Below are 21,095 nucleotides of genomic sequence, written 5' to 3' on the forward strand. Positions count from 1 at the left end.
TGTGTCGCAATACAGCAAATCTTCCTAAACAGATGCTGAACCCTGGCGGCATATTTTGAAAGGGGTCTTTAAGCGCTCCTTCACCCCATGCTGCTAATGAAGGCCGCAGTTCCATTCATGACGCGTGGCAAAATGCATCTGGTCCTGGTCTCTTCGCTCGTTCCCGTCGCCAATCCGGCGTCCGGTTTCGACATTGCCAACCGGGCTGTGCTCGACGGTCTGCGCGCGCTCGGTCACCGCGTCAGCGTCATCGGTTTTCTCCAGCCGGGACGCGTGCCCGCGCCCGATTGCGATATGCATCTTCTCGGCGAGCTGGAAGTCACCAATGCCAAGGTTGGCACGTGGCAGAAGTTGAGCTGGCTCGCGACGGCCTTCCTCAACCGCACGACCGTCTCATCCGGCAAGATGCTGGTGGTGTCGTCGAGCCGGATTCAGTCGATCCTTGAGAGCCTCGCTCCGTTCGACGGTCTCGTGCTCAACTCGGTGCAACTGCCGGCCGCTTTCCAGCAGGTTTTCCGCCCCCATCCGTCGATCTATGTCGCGCACAATGTCGAGGCGGATTCTGCCTTTGAGAATGCCGAGCGGGCCAAGGGTACGGTCGAACGCTTTCTTTTCCGGCGCGAGGCGCAGTATCTCGAACGCTACGAGCAGCAACTGGCGCAGAATGCGGTGGCCGTCTGGACGTTTGCGGAGGCCGATCGCTTCGGCTTCGGCCGCGCCGTGAGCGACCGGGCCTTCGTGCTGCCGCTGGTCACCGGTTGGGATGCGGCAGTAGTGCCGACAGAAGCAGCCGACCTCCAGCAGGACCTCGGCTTGATCGGGACCTGGAGCTGGCGGCCGAACCGATTGGGGCTCGACTGGTTTCTCGCCGAGGTCGTACCGCATCTGCCGCAGGATCTTTCGATCGCGATTGCCGGCCAGATGGACGGCATACCGGCGGTTTCCCATCCCGGTGTTCGCTTCGTCGGACGGGTTCCTGATGCACGCGCCTTCGTCACGGAAAGTGCGGTCATACCGCTCGTCAGCCGGGGCGGTACGGGCGTCCAGCTGAAGAGCATCGAGACCTTCGAGCTTGGCATGCCATCCGTGGCGACGCAGGCGTCGTTGCGCGGCATCGAGGCGCTTCCTGAGAATTGCGCCGCGGCCGAAGATCCGGCCGAGTTCGCGCGCCTGTTGGTCGACAAGGTCACCCGCGCGCGCGGCGGCGACCGCCAACGCCTTGACGGTTCGGTCTTCCATCGCGCCCAGAAGGCGAAGCTGATGCGGGTCATGCGCAATGTGCTGGCCGGCCTCGCTCCGAGTGCCTCGGCCGAGACACCCTCGGTTCCGCCCGAGCTGAAGGTCCATGACGGGGGGCGGTCGTGACCAAGACGACCACCGGCGCGAACGCCGCCCTGTCCGGGCGGCTCATCCTGGGCATGCCGGTGGTCGATTTCGATTGGGGGAGTGCCTTTGCCTTTGCAGCCGACGCGCTGTCGCGCCCGGGCGGGCAAACAACGCTCGCCTTCCTCAACGCCAACAATGCCAACCTGATGATGCGCGACGGCGAGTACCGCGAGGTTCTCGGTCGCCAGGTCGTCTTTCCCGACGGTCACGGCGTCGATATCGCTTCCTATCTCTTTTACGGCAGCATGTTCCCGGCCAATCTCAACGGCACGGACTTCGTGCCGGCGCTGCTGACCTTCGTCGACCGACCGCTGCGCGTTGCGATGATCGGCGCCCGTGCGAAGGTGCTTGCGCGCGCGGCCGAGAATTTTCGCAGGCACGTGCCATGGCACGAGTTCCTCCCCGTTTCCGACGGGTTCTTCGATCGTGACCACTCCGAGCAAGTGCTTGCCGATGTCCGGGCGCTGAATGCTGATATCCTGCTGGTGGCGATGGGAAGCCCCGGTCAGGAGAAATGGGTCGATGCCCATGTGGGGCCGCAGGATGCCCGGCTGGTCATTACCGTCGGCGCGCTCTTCGATTTCGTCGCCGAGGCGTTTCCGCGGGCGCCGAAGTTCCTGCGCCGGATGCGGCTGGAATGGTTCTTTCGCCTGGCGGTCGAGCCGCGGCGCATGTGGCGTCGCTATGTCCTCGGAAACCCGCTTTTCCTGTTTTACGTCCTCTGGCACAAGCTGTCGGGACGGGCGCGGGAAAACGTCGCCGACACCAGCCTTCGGACGGGAACATCGTGAACGGTCAGACCATGCGCACAGCCATTGTCACAGCGTCCTACGCCAATGACTTCGAGCGCTGCCGGCTGATGTGCGAAAGCATGGACCGCAAGCTTCAGGGCGATTGGAAGCACTATCTGCTGGTTGCCGATTTCGACGTTAAGCTCTTCCGGCAACTGGAGGGCTCCAGACGCCAGGTTATCAGCGAACGCGATCTCCTGCCCTGGTGGCTGCATCCCGTCACCGACCCGCTTTCGGGCGGCCGCCGGAAGCTGTGGCTCAGTCCCTTTGGCCTGCCGCTGCGTGGCTGGCATGCCCAACAGCTTCGCCGCCTGGTGCTCGCGCGCCACATCGACGAGGCGGCGATGTTTGCCGTCGATTCCGATGTCGTCTTCCTGCGCGCCTTCGATCCCGCCAGCCTCTGGCAGGGAGAGCGGTTGACGCTCTACCGCAAGGACGGGGCGATTAATGCGCAAATGCGCTCCAACCATCTCGAATGGCTCGCCCATTCCGACAGGCTTCTCGGGATCGGCCCCTACACGTTGCCGGCCAACGACTATATCAACACGCTGATCGCGTGGCGCACCGATACCAGCCGCAAGCTGCTCGAGCACATCGAGACGCTGCACGGTCGGAACTGGGTGAGGGCGATGACCCGCACCCGCGCCTTCTCCGAATGCACGATCTACGGGCGCTTCGTCGACGAGGTGCTGGGCGGGGAAGGTCATGTTCCCTCTGATGCCGCGCTCTGTCATGTGCTCTGGTTCGAAGACAGCTACCGGCAGGATCTCTCCGGTCTCAGGGCGTTCTTGAAGGACATGGCGCCGCATCAGGTCGGCATCGGTGTGCAGTCCTTCGTCGGCCACGATCTCGACGATATTCGCCGGGCGGTGTTCGAACTCGCGGCCTGAGGCATCTGTCTTGCTTCAGATGACCCGATCAGTCGGCTTTCTGAGCGCCGAATAGGTCAGTCCGAACGAGAGCGCGTAGAGGACCAGGAAGATCCCGTTGAGCGCCGGCGCCCAGGTCGCGACATCGGTCGTCGTCTGCAGCAACAGAACCAGCAGCCCCACCTTGACGACGCCGGCAATCAACAGGTTCAGCATGCGCCGCACAGTGCGGCCGGTCGCGTAGAGCAGTTCGGAGTGGTACTCGATCAGGTTGCGGAACGAGGGCACGAGCACGATCATCGCGACAATCGGCGCGGCTGCCGACACGTTACGCCCGAGGCCATCGGGGAAGACCCACAGATAGAATGCCATGGCCGCGATGGCGGCAAAGGACGCAAGCGCCACCAGGAGTTCGATCGAGAGCCGGACACGCCAGAGGGCAATCGCCTCGGGCGTTCGCATGATGCGCTGGACGAGCAAGGTGTTGAACGACCGCACCGGCAGCGCCGTCAGGTCCGCCAGCCGCATCAGGATGGCATAGAGGCCGGACACCGCCGGCCCGCCAATGGCGAGTACCGCAATCTTGTCGAACTCCGATTGGATGTAGAACAGCACCTCGGCGCCGGCGACCGACACCGAATCCGCCCAGCGCCGGAAGTAAAGCCGTGGCTGCCAGCGCAGCCGGACACGCGGGTAGAACCAGAGAAGGGCCACCAGAAGGCCGAGCGCATTTGCAAGCAGATAGAGGTAGGACCAGGCTTCGAGCGTTTTCCAGGGGAGCAACGCAAGGAGCAGGGCAGCGGCGGTGCGGATCGCCGTTCCGATCACCACGAGGAGGGCGCCGCGCCCGAAGCGACCCAGACCGTTCAGCACGATGACGGCGGTCTCCAGTCCGCGCCAGCAGAGGATCTCGGCCAGCATGAAGGCAGCAAAAGTGCCGGCCGCCATGTCGCGGGAAAAGAGGGCGAGGAAGGTGATCGCGCAGATGATTGCGATCAACGGCAGCGACAGCACGGCGCCGACCAGGAAGCCGGCGCTATAGGTGCCGACAAGCAGCGGCTTTACGGTCGCGACCCGATAGAGCGGCGACATGAAGCCGAAGGCAAGCACACGCGATATCATGATGCCGGCGGCAGACGCGGTCGCGAACAACCCGAAGTCGGCGATGGCGAGCGTGTTGGCAACGGCGATGAAATAGACGAGTGACAGCACGAGCCGGCCCGCCGAACCTCCGGTCATCGAGAGGTAAGCGTGGATGAGCGCCCGGTGGCGGAGATAAAGCGCTTTGATGCGATGGGGCACGGCCGACATTTCCAGTAGCGCGTTTCCCGCTCGATGCCGATGGAAACGCTCTATCTCCTTGATATCTCACAGTTCCAAGGGCAGGGCGCGCAAAGCGTTCGCCTGGAATTGCGCTCGTCTCTCCGTCATAGGCGGGAAAGCTTAATAAGGCGTGAGATCACGCCGTTCGCGCCGTCACTTCCCGCCGAAATTAACGATTTGTTTTCCATGTTTCCTTAGGTTGGCTTCACTATTCGGAATTCGCCGTTTCGGCAGCCGCGGGATCAGTCATGTTCAACATCGACGACGAGAAACGCCCGGTTCCGCGTGCATCGTTGCTCGATTTTGCAGCAGAGGACGCGCGCGATCCCGCGCGTGCGCGAGACAGGCGCACCGCCGACCCGCAGGGTGCAGGCTCGTCCTTGCTCGGTCGTCTGTCCGGTTCCGGTGGATCAGCCAATCAATCAGCGGCCCGGCGCGAAAACCGTTCGAAAGGTCAGCCCCCGCGCGGCGAAACGGTGCGGCCGACAGCCAAGGCACCCGCCGCCCGTAACCAACCCGGCCTCGGCGGCATGCGTGGCAAGTTTGCGCGCTGGCTTGCCGATAGTCCGCCTGAGGGGGCTGCGCCGGGAGTGACAGCCGACGGGCGAGCCGCAGGTGACCGCCCGCTCGTGGATATCAAGACCGTGGTGCGCGCGGTCTGGCAGCTCCGCAAGATCATTCTCGCGACCACGGCGCTCGGCGCCGTCGGTGGCGTCCTGCTGGCGTTGTCGACGCCCAGCGTCTTCGTTTCCGAAAGCAAGCTCTACGTCGATCCGCGCGAAGTGCGGCTGACGGATTCCGACCTGTCGAAACAATCGCTCGCAACCGAAGGCATTCTCGCCATTGTCGACAGCCAGCTCGAAGTGTTGCGCTCGCGAACGGTTATGGAAAAGGTCGCGGCCAGTCTCGATCTGGAAAAGGACCCGGAATTCGCCGGCAAGGGAGCCGGTGGCGACGCGTCCGCGCGCGTCCTGAAGACCTTGGGCGAGGCAATTCAGGTCTGGCGCGATCCGAAAACCTTCATCGTCACCATTGAGGCGAAGACCAGGGATCCCGAGAAGTCGGCACTGATTGCCAACCGATTGGTGGACACGTTCCTCGGCGAGGAGACCGCCGCGCAATCCGGCTTCTTCCAGAAGACGACGGTTGCGCTCGACGCGCGTATCAAGGAACTGAAGGCTGAACTGGACGCGGCCGAAAAGGCCGTCGAGGATTACAAGGCGAGTAACGACATTGTCGGCGCCGGCGGCGAATTGATCGCCGACAAGCAGCTCCTCAGCCTCAGTGATCAGGTCGCTGCGGCCCGCAATCGCATCGCCGAGGCGAAAGCCAAGGCCGAGGCGTCCGGCAAGGTGCAGCTCACCGATGTTCTGACGGGCGCCTACCCCGAGGAAATCAGTTCGCTGGCGCTCTCCGAACTGCGCAAGCAATACGCGGCGACCAGGGCGCAACTGAGCGCCCTTGATGCGAGCCTCGGGCCCCGCCATCCGCAACGCATCGCCGTTCAGCAGGCACTCGAGTCGTCGCGCTCGGAGATCGCCAACGAGTTGCGCCGCATCGCGGCTGCGGCGGGGACCGAGCTTGACCGCGCCCAGCGAACGGAACAGGACCTCGTGCAGCAGCTTGCCGTCCAGAAGGCGCGCCAGATCGATTCCTCCGCCGAATTCGTCGAGTTGCGCGAGCTGCAGCGAAAAGCGGCGGCGACCCGCGAGATCTACGAATCCTTCCTGAAGCGCGCCGGCGAGACGCGCGAAGAGGAAAAGCTGACCGCGAAGAACATCCGGGTGATCTCCAAGGCCGAGCCGGCGCTGCAGGCAAAAGGGCCCTCCCGCAAGATCATCGTGATCGCCGCCACCATGGCGGGCTTCTTTGCCGGCCTCGGCCTCGGCGTGCTGCTCGGCATCTATCGCAGCTTGAACGGATTGTTTCCCGCAACCCGGAAGGTCGAGGACGATGAGGCGCCCGAGCCGCCGGAACCCGATGGCGGCCCCGAGCCCACACGGCGCCAGCAGCCGCAGCCTGATCCGGCTTCGGCCAAGCTCGAGCTGCCGCCGCAGTTCAGCCCGGCTGCGCACCATGCGCAATCGCTGAACGCTGCCTATGCCGTTGCTCGCCGGAGCGCAACGGCGGGTCCTGTCACGGCTCAGCCTGTGCCGCAGACCGTAGACGAGGATGACGCCGACATCGCCAAGGTCCAGGAAGGCCTTCGCGCGCTGAGGTCTCGCGTCGAGCACTATTCCCGCCAGAAGCTCGCGCGCCGTTGATACGACGGGCGGAGAGGCACGCTTCATTCGCGAACGTCTTGTGAGGCTGAGACCTCACGGCTTTCGGCGAAACCACGTGCACCTCTCAGTCTTGAGAGGAAATATCATCGGGGCACTCGAAACGGCAGCCAACCTCGTTGTCGCCTCTTGCATTTATGCGTTTGGGACAGCATAGGGCGCGTTGAGGCCATCGCCTTCTCTGAGGCGAACTAGAGTATGCCGCGTGAACAGGAAGCCAGGAGGAACATGCCGTGACGACTGTGATTGATGGCAAGAAGGTCGCCGCTTCGGTGATCGAAAGCGTGAAGGCCGCGACCCGTGCGCTCGAAACGGATGCGGGTGTTCGCGCAGGTCTCGCCGTCGTGATCGTCGGCGACGATCCGGCAAGCCACGCTTATGTTTCTTCCAAGAGCAAGATGGCCAAGGAGTGCGGTTTCCTGTCGGTCCAGCACACCTTGGCCGAGGCAACGACCCAGGAAGAGCTCGCTGCACTCGTGGCTAAACTCAACGCCGATCCCTCTATCCACGGCATCCTCGTGCAGCTTCCGCTGCCGAAACATCTGAATTCCGAGCCGATCATTCAGTCGATCCTGCCCGAAAAAGACGTCGACGGCCTGCACGTCGTCAATGCCGGCAAGCTTGCGACCGGCGATCTCGAAGGCGGTCTCGTCTCCTGCACGCCGGCCGGCGCCATGGTCTTCGTGCGCCAGACCCATGGCGACGATCTCTCCGGTCTGAACGCTGTCGTCATCGGTCGCTCGAACCTGTTCGGCAAGCCGATGTCAGCGCTGCTGCTTGCCGCCAACGCGACGGTGACGACCGCCCATTCGCGCACCAAGGATCTGGCCGCCGTCTGCCGCAACGCCGATATCCTCGTTGCCGCCGTCGGACGCCCCGAAATGGTGAAGGCCGACTGGGTGAAGCCGGGCGCGACGGTCATCGACGTCGGTATCAACCGCGTACCAGCGCCGGAGAAGGGGGAGGGCAAGTCCAAACTCGTCGGCGACGTCGCCTTTGCGGAAGCCGCCGAGGTTGCAGGCGTGATCACGCCGGTGCCGGGTGGCGTCGGACCGATGACCATCGCCATGCTGATGGCCAACACCGTGATTGCCGCCTATCGCAAGGCCGGCCGCAAGCCGCCGCGCTTCTGATCCTGGCTCATATGGGATGATGAGACGCGTCGCGATTGCGGCGCGTTTTCATTTTTGCGGGGCAGGTCCGGTCGAGGCGCGCACGATGAGTTCGGCGCGCCAGAGTTCCTGCTCCGGATAGTCGCCGCGCTTCAGGATGCCGCCGATCAGCCGTGTGGCGATACGCGCCCCGGCGGCCCGCAGCGACGAGCGTGTCGTTGTCAGCGGGATGCTGAAATTTTCGGGCTTCAGCATCGGCAAGACGTCGTCATGGGCGATCAGCGAAATGTCTTCGCCGATTTTCAAGCCCGCCTGGTTGATCGCCCTGACAGCGCCAAGCGCCAGCACCGTACTTGAACAGAGCACCGCCGTCGGCGGCCGCGCGTGCTGCAGGAAGGGCTGCATGCTGCGGTAGCCGTGCTCGTCGGTCATCAGCGAATGCTGGACAAGCGCCTCGTCGAGCGAAAGGCCGTGTTCGGCGAGCGCCCGCAGCATGCCTTTTTTCCGGCGAATGGAAAAAGCCAGATATTCCGGCCCGTTGATCAGCGCAATCCGCTGGTGTCCGAGCTGTATAAGCAGCCGTGTCGCGTCGTAGAAGGCACTCGTATTGTCGATGTCGAGGAACGGATAGTCGCGGCTTTCGCCAATCGACCGGCCGTGCACGACGAAGGGGATCGAGAGCGATTTCAACATGGCGATGCGCGGGTCGTTGGCGCGCATATAGGCGAGGAAAAGCGCATCGACATTGCCGCTGGCCGCCAGGCGCCGGAAGGTCACCTCCTCGTCCTCCGGCGCGCTCGGATTGAGCACGAAGTGGAAGTCGTGCTTGACCGCCTCTTCCGCCAGCCCTGCCAGAAACTCGCCGAAATGTACGTCGGAATCGATGCCGGGCGCGATCGGCATGACCATGCCGATCGAATAGGCCTTGCCGGTGGCCAATCGCTGCGCTGCGCGGTTCGGCCTGTAGCCGGTCTCACGCACGGCCTGCAGCACGCGCTGACGGGTTTCGGCGTTGACTTCCGGATAGCCGTTCAGCGCCCGGCTGACCGTCGTCTGTGACAGCCCGAGCAGCTCCGCCAATTGCTTGAGATTGACCGCCATGGTCGGGATTCCTCTCAAAGCGCTTTGGATACCCATATGATTTTTGGTGTTTGGCCCCAGCGCCCTCCGGTTTGTGTAGCATCCGTTTTTCGAGCAACAAAGCGGAATTCAACTATTGCGCGGTGCAAAACGTTACCGCAGGGCACAAATACGTCGCAAGGAGAACAGCGATGGGAAAGCTCTTGACTCCGCGCGTGTCGCAATGGTTTGTTAGCGAACTCAAAGCGCTTTGAATTTTTCGCGCATTGTCGTCTGCCCGGCGGGATCCGGGTTCATCTTTGGGAGGAGAAGAACGTGAAGAGATCATTGCTGTTGGGCGTGGCCGCCTTTGCCCTGATTGCAGGTGCAGCCGGCGCCGCCGACCTCAAGTTCAAGCCGGGCGAAGATACGAAGTTCAACTGGGCGAGCTTCGAGGAGTTCAAGAAGGGCCACGACCTCAAGGGCCAGACGCTGACGATCTTCGGCCCCTGGCGCGGCGAAGACGAGGCGCTGTTCAAGAGCGTCTATGCCTACTTCACCGAAGCGACGGGCGCCGAGATCAAGTACTCCTCGTCTGAAAACTACGAGCAGCAGATCGTCATCGACACCCAGGCCGGCAGCCCCTCCGAAATCTCGATCCTCCCGCAGCCGGGTCTGATCGCCGATCTCGCCTCCAAGGGCTACCTGACGCCGCTCGGCGACGAAACCCAGAAGTGGCTGCTCGACAACTATGCCGCCGGTCAGTCCTGGGTCGATCTGTCGACCTACAAGGGCAAGGACGGCAATGCTGCGCTCTTCGCGTTCCCCTACAAGATCGACGTGAAGTCGCTCGTCTGGTACTCGCCGGAGAACTTCGAGGACGCCGGCTACGAAGTGCCGAAGACCATGGAAGAGCTGAAGGCGCTGACAGAGAAGATCGCCGCCGATGGCGGCAAGCCCTGGTGCATCGGCCTTGGCTCCGGTGGTGCCACCGGCTGGCCGGCCACCGACTGGGTGGAAGACATGATGCTGCGTACGCAGCCGGCCGACGTCTACGACAAGTGGGTGAAGAACGAGATCCCGTTCACCGATCCGGCCGTCGTCGGTGCGATCGACGAGTTCGGTTGGTTCGCCAAGAACGACAAGTTCGTCGATGGCGGTGCAGCAGCGGTTGCCTCGACCGACTTCCGCGACAGCCCGAAGGGCCTCTTTGCCTCGCCGCCGAAGTGCTACCTGCACCACCAGGCGTCGTTCATCCCGTCCTTCTTCCCCGAGGGCACGAAGATCGGCGAGGACGCCGACTTCTTCTACATGCCGCCTTACGAGAGCAAGAAGGAGCTCGGCAATCCGGTGCTTGGCGCCGGCACGCTGGCGATGATCACCAAGGACACGCCGGCTGCACGCGCCTTCATCGAGTTCCTGAAGACCCCGATCGCCCATGAAGTCTGGATGGCGCAGACGAGCTTCCTGACGCCCTACAAGAGCGTCAATGTCGACACCTACGGCAACCCGCCGCTGAAGAAGCAGGGCGAGATTCTTCTGAACGCCACCACCTTCCGCTTCGACGGTTCGGACCTGATGCCTGGCAAGATTGGCGCCGGTGCGTTCTGGACCGGCATGGTCGATTTCGTCGGCGGCAAGTCGTCGGCCGACGTCGCCGACGGCGTGCAGAAGGCCTGGGACGCCATCAAGTAACAACAGATGACGGGCGGCAGCAATGCCGCCCGTTGCCGACCCGGGTTCGCTGCCAGGGCGGGACGAGGAAAAGCGTTGCGGTCTCCGTGCGTTTCCGCCCCCAACCCTTGAGAGGCCGCGCGCCCCAATGAGAACGGCGACAATCGCCAGCCCTGCACGGGGACGTGCACCCAAGGGGAGGGACATGTCATGTTTTATCAGCTAGCCGCTGCTGCGGGGTTCATGCTGGCCGGGGTGCTCGGCTGCGCTGCCTATTTCTGGGGAACCAGCCTTGTTCTCGACCTGATCTTCCCGTCCAAGGGAAAATCGGGTGTGGTCGCCTCGCGAAACCTGCGCATCACCAATGCCATCCGCCCGTGGCTGTTCCTCGCACCCGCGCTCTTTGCTCTGGCGACCTACCTCATCTACCCGGTGATCATGTCGCTCTGGTACAGTTTCCACGACCGCGCGGGTCAGAATTTCCTCGGCGTCAGCAACTATGCCTGGATGGTCAACGACGGCGAATTCCGCCAGTCGATTTACAACAACTTCCTCTGGCTGCTCGTCGTCCCGGCGCTCTCGACCTTCTTCGGTCTCGTCATCGCGGCGCTCACCGACCGGATCTGGTGGGGCAATATCGCCAAGACCCTGATCTTCATGCCGATGGCGATCTCGTTTGTCGGTGCCGCGGTCATCTGGAAGTTCATCTACGATTTTCGCCCGGAAGGGGCAGAGCAGATCGGCCTTCTGAACGCCATCGTCGTTGCCTTCGGCGCCGCCCCGCAGGCCTGGATCACGCTGCCCTTCTGGAACAACTTCTTCCTGATGGCGATCCTCGTCTGGATCCAGACGGGTTTTGCCATGGTCATCCTGTCGGCAGCCCTTCGCGGCATTCCGGAGGAAACGATCGAGGCCGCCGTCATCGACGGCGCCAATGGCTGGCAGATCTTCTTCAAGATCATGGTGCCGCAGATCTGGGGCACGATCGCCGTCGTCTGGACGACCATCACCATCCTGGTGCTGAAGGTCTTCGATATCGTGCTCGCCATGACCAATGGCCAGTGGCAGAGCCAGGTGCTCGCCAACCTCATGTTCGACTGGATGTTCCGCGGTGGCGGCGACTTCGGCCGAGGGGCTGCGATCGCCGTCGTCATCATGATCCTCGTCATTCCGATCATGGTCTGGAACATCCGCAATGCGGCCAAGGAAATGAAGGGGCACTGAGATGAATCCAGCGACACGCTCTCCCCTCATGTGGGTCGTCCACCTCTCGGTCTTTCTGATCGTCGCACTGTGGACGCTGCCGACCGCAGGCCTTCTGATCTCGTCGCTGCGCGACAAGGACCAGCTCGCCGTTTCCGGCTGGTGGACTTCCCTTTCGACTTCGTCGCAGAACACCGTCGTGAGAGCGCCCGGCCCCGAAAGCCAGGTGGAGCGCGACGGCAAGTTCGTGATCTCCGGCAATTTGCTCGAAGGTCAGCCGGGCCAGATCTCCGCCTTCGGCTTCAACAGCCGTGAGCCGACTGCGTTCAAGGCCGGCGAAACCGCCGAGCTCAACGACGGCGAGAAACTGACCGTTCAGGCCGACGGCAACTTCGAGATCGTTTCCGACAAGAAGATGGAAGGATCGCGCGGCCAGCGCGTCTTCGTCACCGCATCGTCGCCGCCGCGCTTCACCTTCGACAACTATGTCGAAGTCCTGAGCGCCGAAGGAATCGGCCGCTCCTTCATCAATTCGCTGACGGTCGCCGTGCCAGCGACCATCATCCCGATCATGATCGCCGCCTTCGCGGCCTATGCGCTCGCCTGGATGCCGTTTCCGGGCCGTGCGATCCTGATCGCCGTGGTCGTTGGCCTCCTCGTCGTGCCGCTGCAGATGTCGCTGATCCCGCTCTTGAAGCTTTATAACGGCGTCGGCGCCTTCTTTGGCGTGCCGGCCAAGACCTATGTCGGCATTTGGCTCGCCCATACCGGTTTCGGCCTGCCGCTGGCGATCTATCTGCTTCGCAACTACATGGCCGGCCTGCCGCGCGAAATCATGGAATCCGCCCGCGTCGATGGCGCCAGCGATTTCGATATCTTCGTCAAGATCATCCTGCCGCTGTCCTTCCCGGCGCTCGCTTCCTTCGCGATCTTCCAGTTCCTGTGGACCTGGAACGACCTGCTGGTCGCCATCGTGTTCCTGGGCGCGGGGCCCGACGAACTGGTTCTGACCGGCCGGCTCGTCAACTTGCTCGGTTCACGCGGCGGCAACTGGGAGATCCTGACGGCCTCCGCCTTCATTACCATCATCGTTCCGCTGATCGTCTTCTTCAGCCTGCAGCGCTATCTCGTGCGCGGCCTGCTGGCGGGCTCGGTCAAGGGCGGCTGACATCTAAGGACTTTCGACGACAATGAGCATGACCGAAATGAGCACTTCCACTTTGCAGGCCGATCGGGATTGGTGGCGCGGCGCGGTGATCTACCAGATCTATCCGCGCTCCTACCAGGACTCCAACGGCGACGGCATCGGTGACCTCAAGGGCATCGTTGCCCGCTTGCCGCATATCGCCGCCCTCGGTGCCGACGCAATCTGGATTTCGCCGTTCTTCACCTCGCCGATGAAGGACTTCGGTTATGACGTCTCCAACTATAGCGATGTCGACCCGATCTTCGGCAGCCTCGCCGATTTCGACGCGGTCATAGCCGAGGCGCACCGCCTCGGTATCCGGGTGATGATCGACCTCGTTCTCTCGCACACGTCGGACCAGCATCCCTGGTTCGTCGAAAGTCGGTCGAGCCGGACGAACGCGAAGGCTGATTGGTACGTCTGGGCTGGTTCCAGGCCGGACGGCACCCCGCCCAACAACTGGCTGTCGATCTTCGGCGGCTCGGCCTGGGCCTGGGATCCGACGCGCCTGCAGTATTACATGCACAACTTCTTGACCTCGCAGCCGGACCTCAACCTGCACAATCCGGAAGTGCAGGATGCGCTGCTGGCCGTCGAGCGTTTCTGGCTGGAGCGCGGCGTCGACGGCTTCCGCCTCGACACCATCAACTTCTATTTCCACGACAAGCAGCTGCGCGACAATCCGGCGCTGGCGCCGGAGCGCCGCAACGCCCAGACCGCACCGGCGGTCAACCCCTACAACTATCAGGAACATCTCTACGACAAGAATCGGCCGGAGAACCTCGAGTTCCTGAAGCGCTTCCGCGCCGTTATGGACGAGTTCCCGGCAATCGCTGCGGTCGGCGAAGTCGGCGACAGCCAGCGCGGTCTGGAGATCGCCGGCCAATATACCTCCGGCGGCGACAAGATGCAGATGTGCTACGCCTTCGAATTCTTGGCGCCGGATCCGCTGACACCGGCGACGGTCGCCGAGGTTCTCCGAAACTTCCAGAAGGCGGCGCCAGAAGGTTGGGCCTGCTGGGCCTTCTCGAACCATGACGTCGTGCGCCATGTCAGCCGCTGGGGAGCGGGCGTTGCCGATCGCGACGCTCATGCGAAACTGCTTGCGAGCCTTCTGATGTCGCTGCGCGGCTCGGTCTGCATCTATCAGGGCGAGGAACTGGCGCTGTCGGAAGCCGAGCTTGCCTATGAAGACCTGAAGGATCCCTATGGCATCCAGTTCTGGCCGGATTTCAAGGGTCGCGACGGTTGCCGCACACCGATGGTCTGGGACGGTGCCACGGTCAATGGCGGCTTCGGCAGCGCAAAACCCTGGCTGCCGGTGCCGGCGGAACACCTCAAGCGCGCCGTGTCGGCGCAGCAGGGCGATCCGGCCTCGGTGCTCGAGCACTACCGTCGCTTCCTGCATTTCCGCAAGGCGTATCCGGCGTTTGCCAAGGGCGAGATCGAGTTCCTGAGCACGGACGGCTCGGTGCTTGCTTTCGTGCGCAGCCACGGCAACGAGAAGCTTTTCTGCCTGTTCAACATGAGCGGCGTGCCGGCTGCGGCCACGCTGCCGAACGAGCCGGTGGCTGCATTGGAAGGGCACGGCTTCGTGTCCGAGGTCAAGAACGGAACGGTGCATCTGCCGGCCTGGGGCGCCTACTTCGCGCGGCTGGTGTGAAGGCAGATGACAACAGAGATAGACGGGAAGAACCGAAGAGGAGGGTGCAATGACGGGTCTGCTGCTTAAAGATATCCGCAAGTCCTACGGCGCGGTCGATGTCATTCACGGCATCAATCTCGACATCAAGCAGGGCGAGTTCATCGTTTTCGTCGGCCCGTCCGGCTGTGGAAAGTCGACGCTTCTGCGCATGATCGCCGGTCTCGAGGAGATCACTGGCGGCGACATGTTCATCGACGGCGAGCGCGTCAACACCGTGCCCCCGTCGAAGCGCGGCATCGCCATGGTGTTCCAGTCCTATGCGCTCTATCCGCACATGACCGTCTACGACAACATGGCTTTCGGCATGCGGATCGCCAAGGAAAGCAAGGAAGAGATCGACCGTCGCGTGCGCAACGCCGCCGATATCCTGCAGCTGACCAAGTATCTCGACCGTCTGCCGAAGGCGCTCTCCGGCGGGCAGAGACAGCGCGTCGCCATCGGCCGCGCCATCTGCCGTGACCCCAAGGTCTTCCTGTTCGACGAGCCGCTCTCGAACCTCGACGCGGCCCTTCGTGTCGCCACCCGCATCGAGATCGCCAAGCTCAGCGAACAGATGGCGGGCACGACGATGATCTACGTCACCCACGACCAGGTGGAGGCAATGACGCTCGCCGACCGCATCGTCGTGCTGTCGCAGGGGCACATCGAGCAGGTAGGCCCGCCGCTCGAACTCTATGAGCGTCCGGCCAATCTGTTCGTCGCGCGCTTCATCGGCTCGCCGGCGATGAACATCATCCCTTCGACGATCACGGCGACCGGCGCGCAGACGACGGTGAAGCTGACCGGCGGCAAGAGCGTGACGCTCGATATCCCGACCGACTCCTCGCAGAACGGCAAGATTGCGAGTTTCGGCGTTCGCCCGGAAGACCTGCAGGTCTCGACAGGCGACGACTTCCTGTTCGAAGGCACGATCTCGATCGTCGAGGCGCTCGGCGAAGTGACCCTGCTCTATATCGAGGGTCTCGTCGACAAGGAGCCGATCATCGCCAAGATCCCCGGCATCCTGCCGGTTCACCGCGGCGACAAGGTGCGCTTCACGGCCGACAAGGCCAAGCTACACCTCTTCAACGACGAGGGCCGCAGCTACCGCGTCTGAAGCAATTGCAGGAAAAGTGCGAAGCGGTTTTCCGTCCGGAATTGCGGCCTACTTCCAAGGAAGCGGGCGAAGCGGCTTTGCGTTGAGGATTGCGTAACCAAGATTCCTGGTCACGAACTTGCTCCGCCCGGTTTTTGCCGGGCGGTTTTTCATCCGGTCGTCGGACCAACCGTCTGTTAAATCTCTGCCGCTAGTCTGTATCAAAAGGGGATATGGAAAGGCATTTCGATGAACGGCGCGGCACCTGTCTTGCAGCACTTCCTGAACAAGGAAGAGTCCTTCATGTACGATCGGGAGACCAGCTTCCCGATGGAGGACACGCGAAACGAGGCGCGCATCGAATACACTGAGAAGGGCATGACGCAACTGAGCTCTCGTCGCTGCGAAATCATCAAGCTTTCGAAAAGCGGCGCGCTGATCAGCATCCTCACGCAGTACCAGCTGCCACAGAATTTCTACCTGGATATCCCGAGCGCACGCATCCAGATGGTCGGCTGCCTGTTGAAGCGGGTGCATGCCAACAACGTCATCGAGGCGCGCTTCCTGCGCATGCTGACTGACCGCGACCTCAATCGTATCTTCGTCTACAGCAGCCATCCGAACCACCGCAACCGGACGCTCGACATCTACCGCTGAGTGCCATGCTGGGCTTGACGGCTCCACCGCGCTCAATGGATGGTTGTGGTCTCAATCAACGGATTCGGACCTGAACCATGCAGCGACCCTATCGGCTTTCGTGCCATTGCGGCGATATCGCCGTCGAAGTCGACGAAGAGCTTGGTGGTCTCGTCGACTGCAACTGCTCGACCTGCCGGCGCTCCGGCTTTCTGCACTGGAAGGTGGATGCCGCAAAGGTAAAGCTCTTGACCGAAAAGCGCCGCCTGTCGAGCTACATCTGGCGCGGCCTCAACGAGGGGCACCATTTCTGCCCGACCTGTTCGACCCCGATCATGCGCAGCGGCTATCCGGATAACAAGATCTCGATCAATGCGCGCTGCATCGAGGGGGTCGATGTCTTCACGCTGGATATCGAGCGCTATGACGGGCGCAACGACATGTTCCCCGGGCCACTGCCCTGAGCTTTTCACGATCGTTTGAAGACCAAGCGCCGCCCCAATGGGAGCGGCGCTTTTCTATCTCAGTGGAAGAGAACGCTGGCGCCCTGATCAGCCGCACCCGCGATCGCGCGGAAGGGCGCGAATAGCTCGCGGCCCATGCCGAAGTCGTTGTCCGACAGATCCGCATGGGCGGGCACGCGTGTCTTGAGTGCGATGTCTTCGACCAACACCTCGATCGTTCCGGCAACAGCGTCGATGCGGACGATATCGCCTTCCTGGATGCGAGCGATCGGACCGCCGTCCTTGGCCTCCGGCGTCACGTGGATTGCCGCCGGCACCTTGCCGGACGCACCGGACATGCGGCCGTCCGTCAGGATGGCGACGCGCTGGCCGCGGTCCTGCAGAATGCCGAGCACGGTCGTCAGCTTGTGCAGTTCCGGCATGCCGTTCGCCTTCGGACCCTGGAAGCGCACGACGGCGACGAAGTCGCCCTCGAGCTTGCCGGCCTTGAAGGCGGCATTGAGCTCGGCCTGGTCGTGGAAGATCTTGGCAGGCGCCTCGATGATGTGACGGTCCGGCTTGACGGCAGAGATCTTGATGACGGCCTTGCCGAGATTGCCGGTCAGCATCTTCAGGCCGCCCGAATGCTGGAACGGCTGATCGATGGTCGCAAGCACCTTCGGGTCAGCGCTTTCCTTCGGCGTCGGCACGCGTTCGACATTGCCGTCGGCGCCAAGCCGGACGTCGATCTTGTAGGCATCGAGTCCCTGGCCGACGACGGTGCGCACGTCGTCGTGCAGCAGGCCGGCGCGAAGCAGCTGGCTGATCAGGAAGCCCATGCCGCCGGCGGCGTGGAAGTGGTTCACGTCGGCGAGCCCGTTCGGATAGACGCGGGCCAGCAGCGGAACGATGTCCGAGAGCTCTGAAATGTCCTGCCAGGTGAGCAAGATGCCGGCAGCCCGCGCCATCGCGACGAGGTGCATCGTGTGGTTGGTCGACCCGCCGGTCGCATGCAGGCCGACGACGCCGTTGACGATCGAGCGCTCGTCGATCATTTCGCCCGCCGGGGTGAACTCGTTGCCCATGGCGGTGATCGCCAGCGCCCGCTTGGCGGCTTCCTTGGTCAGCGCGTCGCGCAGCGGCGTGCCCGGATTGATGAAGGAAGCGCCGGGCAGGTGGAAGCCCATGATCTCCATCAGCATCTGGTTGGAGTTGGCGGTGCCGTAGAAGGTGCAGGTTCCCGGTCCGTGGTAGGACTTGGATTCCGCCTCGAGCAGTTCGTCGCGGCCGACCTTGCCTTCGGCGAACAACTGGCGGACCCGCGCCTTCTCGTCGTTCGGTAGGCCCGAGGTCATTGGTCCGGCGGGAACGAAGATCGCCGGCAGGTGGCCGAAGGTGAGCGCTGCGATCACGAGGCCCGGCACGATCTTGTCGCAGACGCCGAGATAGACGGTGGAATCAAACATGTTGTGCGACAGGCCGACGCCGGCGGCCATAGCGATCAGGTCGCGGGAAAACAGCGAGAGCTCCATGCCCGGCTGCCCCTGCGTGACGCCGTCGCACATGGCCGGCACGCCGCCGGCAACCTGTGCGACGCCCCCTGCCTCGCTTGCCGCCTGGCGGATCAGCGCCGGATAGGTCTCGAACGGCTGATGCGCCGAAAGCATGTCATTGTAGGAGGTGATGATGCCGAGATTGGCCACGCGGTCGCCCGCAAGCGCTACCTTCTCGGCGGGGGAACAGACCGCAAATCCATGCGCGAGGTTGCCGCAGCCGAGCACGCTGCGATGCGGACCGCTCGATGCCGCCCGGCGGACGCGATCGAGATAGGGCTCGCGGTGGGGTTTCGAGCGCTCGACGATGCGAGCCGTGATCGAGGCAATGCGGGAATCGGCGGACATGACAAATCCTGTTCCGGAGTCTTCAGACTCCTCATCTTCATCCAGTCATCGTCCGGAGCGCGGCGAGCTTGGGAGAGCGCAAGCCGCGTCCCGGCGTTTCTCAGAAACACCTGTCCATTCCGACGGGAGCGCGCCACCGGCTGAACGTGTCTCCAAAGTTCCTATCGGGCCGGTTCGGCCCAACATCATTCCGATCTACGGCGCCCAGTAAATCTGCACCGGCGACGCGGCGCGGCGCAGCATCGCGCGGATCGGCATGTCCTTCTCGTCGCCGGCTTCTTCGGCCTTGGCGAGAACCGTCTTCTTGCCTTCGCCTTCGATGTGCAGCACCAGAAGCCGCGCATCCTGGAGGCTGGCAAAAGTAAAGGTCAGCCGGGTTTCGCCGGCACCCTCGGCTTCCATCGTGATCACGCCGCGCGGCGTTGCCGGATCGATGGCGCGCGCGAGCTGCGATCCGCCCGGGAAGAACGATGCAGTGTGCCCGTCCGTTCCCATGCCGAGGATCGCCACGTCGAACGGTGCACCGATCTTCGCCGTTTCCCGGCTTGCGAGATCAGCCGCGGCCTCCGCTGTCGGGGCCGCCTGGTAGAGCGGCAGGAAAGTTGCTGCAGCGGCCTTGTCCTGAAGCAGGTTGGCCGCCACGAGGCCGTGGTTGGAGCGGTCGCTTTCCGGCGGCACGAAGCGTTCGTCGACCAGCGTCACCGTCACCTTGTCCCAGGCGATGTCCTTCTTCGAAAGCGCCTGGAAGAATGCCTTGGGCGTGGAGCCGCCGGAGACGGCGATGCTTGCGGAGCCGCGTGCGGCGACACCGGCAGCAAGAGCGCTGCTGACCGCATCGGCAAGGCCTTGCGCCAGTGCTGCGCCGTTTTCGAATGTATGAAGCTTAGACGTCATCGGCGCACCTATATCGCGTCGTTCCAGGTCCGGCCGTCACGCTCGATCAGCGCAATTGACTGGCTCGGACCCCAGGTGCCGGCGGTGTAGCCCTGAACCTGCTGCCCGGTTTCTTCCCAGGCCTTCAGGATCGGATCGACCCACTTCCATGCGGCCTCGACCTCGTCGCGGCGCACGAACAGCGTCTGGTTGTTGCGGATGACGTCGAAGAGCAGCCGCTCATAGGCATCCGCATTGCGCACGGCGAAGGCTTCGGCAAAGCTCATGTCCAGCGAGACGCTGCGCAGGCGCATGCCGCCCGGGCCCGGGTCCTTGATCATCAGCGACTGCTTCACGCCTTCGTTCGGCTGCAGGCGGATGACCAGTTGGTTGGCCGAGATGCGGCCGGCATTGCTGTCGAAGATCGAATGCGGGATCTGCTTGAAGGTGATGACGATTTCCGACATGCGGCCGGCAAGGCGCTTGCCGGTGCGGATGTAGAAAGGCACGCCGGCCCAGCGCCAGTTGCTGACTTCCGCCTTGATCGCCACAAAGGTCTCGGTGTTCGAAACGCCGCCTTCGAGTTCTTCGAGGTAGCCCTTGACCGGGCCGCCGGCCGAAGCGCCGGCGCGGTACTGGCCGCGCACCGTCACCTGCTCGACATTCGACGAGGTGATCGGCTTCAGCGCGCGCAGAACCTTCAGCTTCTCGTCGCGCACCGCTTCGGCGTCCATCGAGGTCGGCGCTTCCATGGCGACGAAGCAGACGAGCTGCAGGATGTGGTTCTGCACCATGTCGCGCAGCGCGCCGGCCTTGTCGTAGTAGCCGGCACGATTTTCAAGCCCGACGGCTTCCGACACGGTGATCTGCACGTGGTCGATATGGGCCGAGTTCCACAGCGGCTCGTAGAGCGCGTTGGCAAAGCGCAGCGCCATCAGGTTCTGCACCGTCTCCTTGCCGAGATAGTGGTCGATGCGGAAGATCTGCTCTTCGCGGAAAACCTTGCCGATCGTGTCGTTGAGTTCGGTCGCAGAGGCGAGGTCGCGGCCGATCGGCTTTTCGACGACGATGCGGGTGTTCTTGGTGATCAGCTTGTGATCGCGGATGCGCTCGGAGATGTCGCCGAAGATCGCAGGGCCGACGGCGAGATAGAAGGCGCGGATGCGCTCCTTGCCCTCTTCGAGGATCTTCTTCAGCGAGTCCCAACCCTGGTCGGACTTGGCGTCGACGGAGACGTAGAACAGGCGTGCAGCGAACTTCGCGACTTCCTCTTCCTTGTACTCTTCCGCCTTCAGATGTTCCTTCAGAGCATCGACGGCAAACTTGCGATAGTCCTCATGGCTGAGTGCCGCGCGCGAGGCGCCGATGATGCGCGTCGGCTCGGTGATCTGGCCTTCCAACTGGCGGTGATAGAGCGCCGGCAACAGCTTGCGCTCCGCAAGATCGCCGGTGCCCCCGAACACCACATAGTCAAATGGTTCGACGGGGATGATCTGGCTGCTCATGGGATATCTCGATCTGTTCAGGTCAGGGGCACATATAATCTAATCGATTTAAAGGCGCTAGAGTGCGGCGCA

At 63.1% G+C, this 21,095-nt stretch carries 17 protein-coding genes; 12 read left to right on the forward strand and 5 right to left on the reverse strand.

Translation table 11 applies throughout. The annotated features are described in order from the left end of the window. Nucleotides 1-117 precede the first annotated feature (117 nt). Genes IB279_RS03470 through IB279_RS03480 form a run of 3 tightly spaced genes read left to right on the forward strand, consistent with a single transcriptional unit; the run spans nt 118 to nt 3,067 of the window. Entirely contained in the window at nt 118-1,365 is a 1,248-nt protein-coding gene (locus tag IB279_RS03470; RefSeq protein ID WP_246801850.1) for a glycosyltransferase family 4 protein, read from the forward strand. Continuing rightward, on the forward strand, nt 1,362-2,177 hold the full coding sequence (locus IB279_RS03475) for a WecB/TagA/CpsF family glycosyltransferase (protein ID WP_309142269.1): 816 nt from the start codon (nt 1,362-1,364) through the stop codon (nt 2,175-2,177). Before IB279_RS03470 ends, IB279_RS03475 begins: the two co-directional genes overlap by 4 nt. Before the next feature lie 11 nt (nt 2,178-2,188). Then, nucleotides 2,189-3,067: a DUF6492 family protein gene (locus IB279_RS03480; protein ID WP_060584341.1), complete on the forward strand. Its 879-nt coding sequence runs from the start codon at nt 2,189-2,191 to the stop codon at nt 3,065-3,067. Nucleotides 3,068-3,082: 15 nt separating this feature from the next. On the opposite strand, the gene IB279_RS03485 is transcribed toward IB279_RS03480, so the two are convergent. Continuing rightward, entirely contained in the window at nt 3,083-4,357 is a 1,275-nt protein-coding gene (locus tag IB279_RS03485; RefSeq protein WP_113189594.1) for a lipopolysaccharide biosynthesis protein, read from the reverse strand. Between the two features lie 260 nt (nt 4,358-4,617). On the opposite strand from IB279_RS03485, the gene IB279_RS03490 reads away from it, so the two are divergent. Both IB279_RS03490 and folD read left to right on the forward strand, forming a co-directional pair. Beyond that, nucleotides 4,618-6,633: a GumC family protein gene (locus IB279_RS03490; protein ID WP_113189592.1), complete on the forward strand. Its 2,016-nt coding sequence runs from the start codon at nt 4,618-4,620 to the stop codon at nt 6,631-6,633. 251 nt (nt 6,634-6,884) lie between these two features. Beyond that, nucleotides 6,885-7,784 (forward strand): bifunctional methylenetetrahydrofolate dehydrogenase/methenyltetrahydrofolate cyclohydrolase FolD, encoded by a 900-nt coding sequence (gene folD, locus IB279_RS03495; RefSeq protein WP_034800773.1) that lies wholly within the window; start codon nt 6,885-6,887, stop codon nt 7,782-7,784. Between the two features lie 48 nt (nt 7,785-7,832). On the opposite strand, the gene IB279_RS03500 is transcribed toward folD, so the two are convergent. Continuing rightward, nucleotides 7,833-8,864, reverse strand: coding sequence for a substrate-binding domain-containing protein (locus IB279_RS03500; protein WP_113189591.1), 1,032 nt, complete (start codon nt 8,862-8,864; stop codon nt 7,833-7,835). A 294-nt stretch (nt 8,865-9,158) separates the two neighbouring features. Between IB279_RS03500 and IB279_RS03505 the strand changes: the two genes are divergently transcribed. From IB279_RS03505 to IB279_RS03535, 7 genes are all read left to right on the forward strand, one after another. Further along, complete coding sequence (locus IB279_RS03505; RefSeq protein WP_034800777.1) at nt 9,159-10,517, forward strand: ABC transporter substrate-binding protein; 1,359 nt, start codon at nt 9,159-9,161, stop codon at nt 10,515-10,517. Between the two features lie 189 nt (nt 10,518-10,706). Then, nucleotides 10,707-11,720 (forward strand): carbohydrate ABC transporter permease, encoded by a 1,014-nt coding sequence (locus IB279_RS03510; RefSeq protein ID WP_113189590.1) that lies wholly within the window; start codon nt 10,707-10,709, stop codon nt 11,718-11,720. Between the two features lies 1 nt (nt 11,721). Further along, a complete protein-coding gene (locus tag IB279_RS03515; RefSeq protein ID WP_089044685.1) occupies nt 11,722-12,867 on the forward strand; it encodes a carbohydrate ABC transporter permease in 1,146 nt (381 codons plus the stop codon). A 28-nt stretch (nt 12,868-12,895) separates the two neighbouring features. Then, on the forward strand, nt 12,896-14,548 hold the full coding sequence (locus IB279_RS03520) for an alpha-glucosidase family protein (protein ID WP_375292941.1): 1,653 nt from the start codon (nt 12,896-12,898) through the stop codon (nt 14,546-14,548). A gap of 49 nt (nt 14,549-14,597) precedes the next feature. After that, entirely contained in the window at nt 14,598-15,686 is a 1,089-nt protein-coding gene (locus tag IB279_RS03525) for an ABC transporter ATP-binding protein (protein WP_060516511.1), read from the forward strand. Between the two features lie 228 nt (nt 15,687-15,914). Next, nucleotides 15,915-16,322, forward strand: coding sequence for a hypothetical protein (locus IB279_RS03530; protein WP_034800789.1), 408 nt, complete (start codon nt 15,915-15,917; stop codon nt 16,320-16,322). A gap of 77 nt (nt 16,323-16,399) precedes the next feature. Then, nucleotides 16,400-16,765 (forward strand): GFA family protein, encoded by a 366-nt coding sequence (locus IB279_RS03535; protein WP_112975984.1) that lies wholly within the window; start codon nt 16,400-16,402, stop codon nt 16,763-16,765. Nucleotides 16,766-16,824: 59 nt separating this feature from the next. On the opposite strand, the gene edd is transcribed toward IB279_RS03535, so the two are convergent. The 3 genes from edd to zwf all read right to left on the reverse strand — a co-directional run bounded on the left by edd (nt 16,825) and on the right by zwf (nt 21,023). Continuing rightward, entirely contained in the window at nt 16,825-18,645 is a 1,821-nt protein-coding gene (gene edd / locus IB279_RS03540; RefSeq protein ID WP_060601911.1) for a phosphogluconate dehydratase, read from the reverse strand. Between the two features lie 195 nt (nt 18,646-18,840). Further along, on the reverse strand, nt 18,841-19,539 hold the full coding sequence (gene pgl / locus IB279_RS03545; RefSeq protein WP_034800794.1) for a 6-phosphogluconolactonase: 699 nt from the start codon (nt 19,537-19,539) through the stop codon (nt 18,841-18,843). An 8-nt stretch (nt 19,540-19,547) separates the two neighbouring features. Continuing rightward, nucleotides 19,548-21,023 carry a glucose-6-phosphate dehydrogenase gene (zwf, locus tag IB279_RS03550; RefSeq protein WP_034800796.1) on the reverse strand — a complete coding sequence of 492 codons (1,476 nt, stop codon included), beginning with the start codon at nt 21,021-21,023 and terminating at the stop codon, nt 19,548-19,550. Between the last annotated feature and the right edge of the window lie 72 nt (nt 21,024-21,095).

Source organism: Ensifer sp. ENS06, from assembly GCF_014852205.1.
Lineage (GTDB): Bacteria > Pseudomonadota > Alphaproteobacteria > Rhizobiales > Rhizobiaceae > Ensifer > Ensifer adhaerens.

What these genes read in the sequence shown, in the direction of transcription:
- IB279_RS03470 (WP_246801850.1), top strand. Translation starts at nt 118, where the DNA reads ATGACGCGTGGCAAAATGCATCTGGTCCTGGTCTCTTCGCTCGTTCCC.
- IB279_RS03480 (WP_060584341.1), top strand. Translation starts at nt 2,189, where the DNA reads ATGCGCACAGCCATTGTCACAGCGTCCTACGCCAATGACTTCGAGCGC.
- IB279_RS03485 (WP_113189594.1), bottom strand. Translation starts at nt 4,357, where the DNA reads ATGTCGGCCGTGCCCCATCGCATCAAAGCGCTTTATCTCCGCCACCGG.
- IB279_RS03490 (WP_113189592.1), top strand. Translation starts at nt 4,618, where the DNA reads ATGTTCAACATCGACGACGAGAAACGCCCGGTTCCGCGTGCATCGTTG.
- IB279_RS03500 (WP_113189591.1), bottom strand. Translation starts at nt 8,864, where the DNA reads ATGGCGGTCAATCTCAAGCAATTGGCGGAGCTGCTCGGGCTGTCACAG.
- IB279_RS03510 (WP_113189590.1), top strand. Translation starts at nt 10,707, where the DNA reads ATGTTTTATCAGCTAGCCGCTGCTGCGGGGTTCATGCTGGCCGGGGTG.
- IB279_RS03515 (WP_089044685.1), top strand. Translation starts at nt 11,722, where the DNA reads ATGAATCCAGCGACACGCTCTCCCCTCATGTGGGTCGTCCACCTCTCG.
- IB279_RS03520 (WP_375292941.1), top strand. Translation starts at nt 12,896, where the DNA reads ATGACCGAAATGAGCACTTCCACTTTGCAGGCCGATCGGGATTGGTGG.
- IB279_RS03525 (WP_060516511.1), top strand. Translation starts at nt 14,598, where the DNA reads ATGACGGGTCTGCTGCTTAAAGATATCCGCAAGTCCTACGGCGCGGTC.
- IB279_RS03530 (WP_034800789.1), top strand. Translation starts at nt 15,915, where the DNA reads ATGAACGGCGCGGCACCTGTCTTGCAGCACTTCCTGAACAAGGAAGAG.
- IB279_RS03535 (WP_112975984.1), top strand. Translation starts at nt 16,400, where the DNA reads ATGCAGCGACCCTATCGGCTTTCGTGCCATTGCGGCGATATCGCCGTC.
- edd (WP_060601911.1), bottom strand. Translation starts at nt 18,645, where the DNA reads ATGTCCGCCGATTCCCGCATTGCCTCGATCACGGCTCGCATCGTCGAG.
- pgl (WP_034800794.1), bottom strand. Translation starts at nt 19,539, where the DNA reads ATGACGTCTAAGCTTCATACATTCGAAAACGGCGCAGCACTGGCGCAA.
- zwf (WP_034800796.1), bottom strand. Translation starts at nt 21,023, where the DNA reads ATGAGCAGCCAGATCATCCCCGTCGAACCATTTGACTATGTGGTGTTC.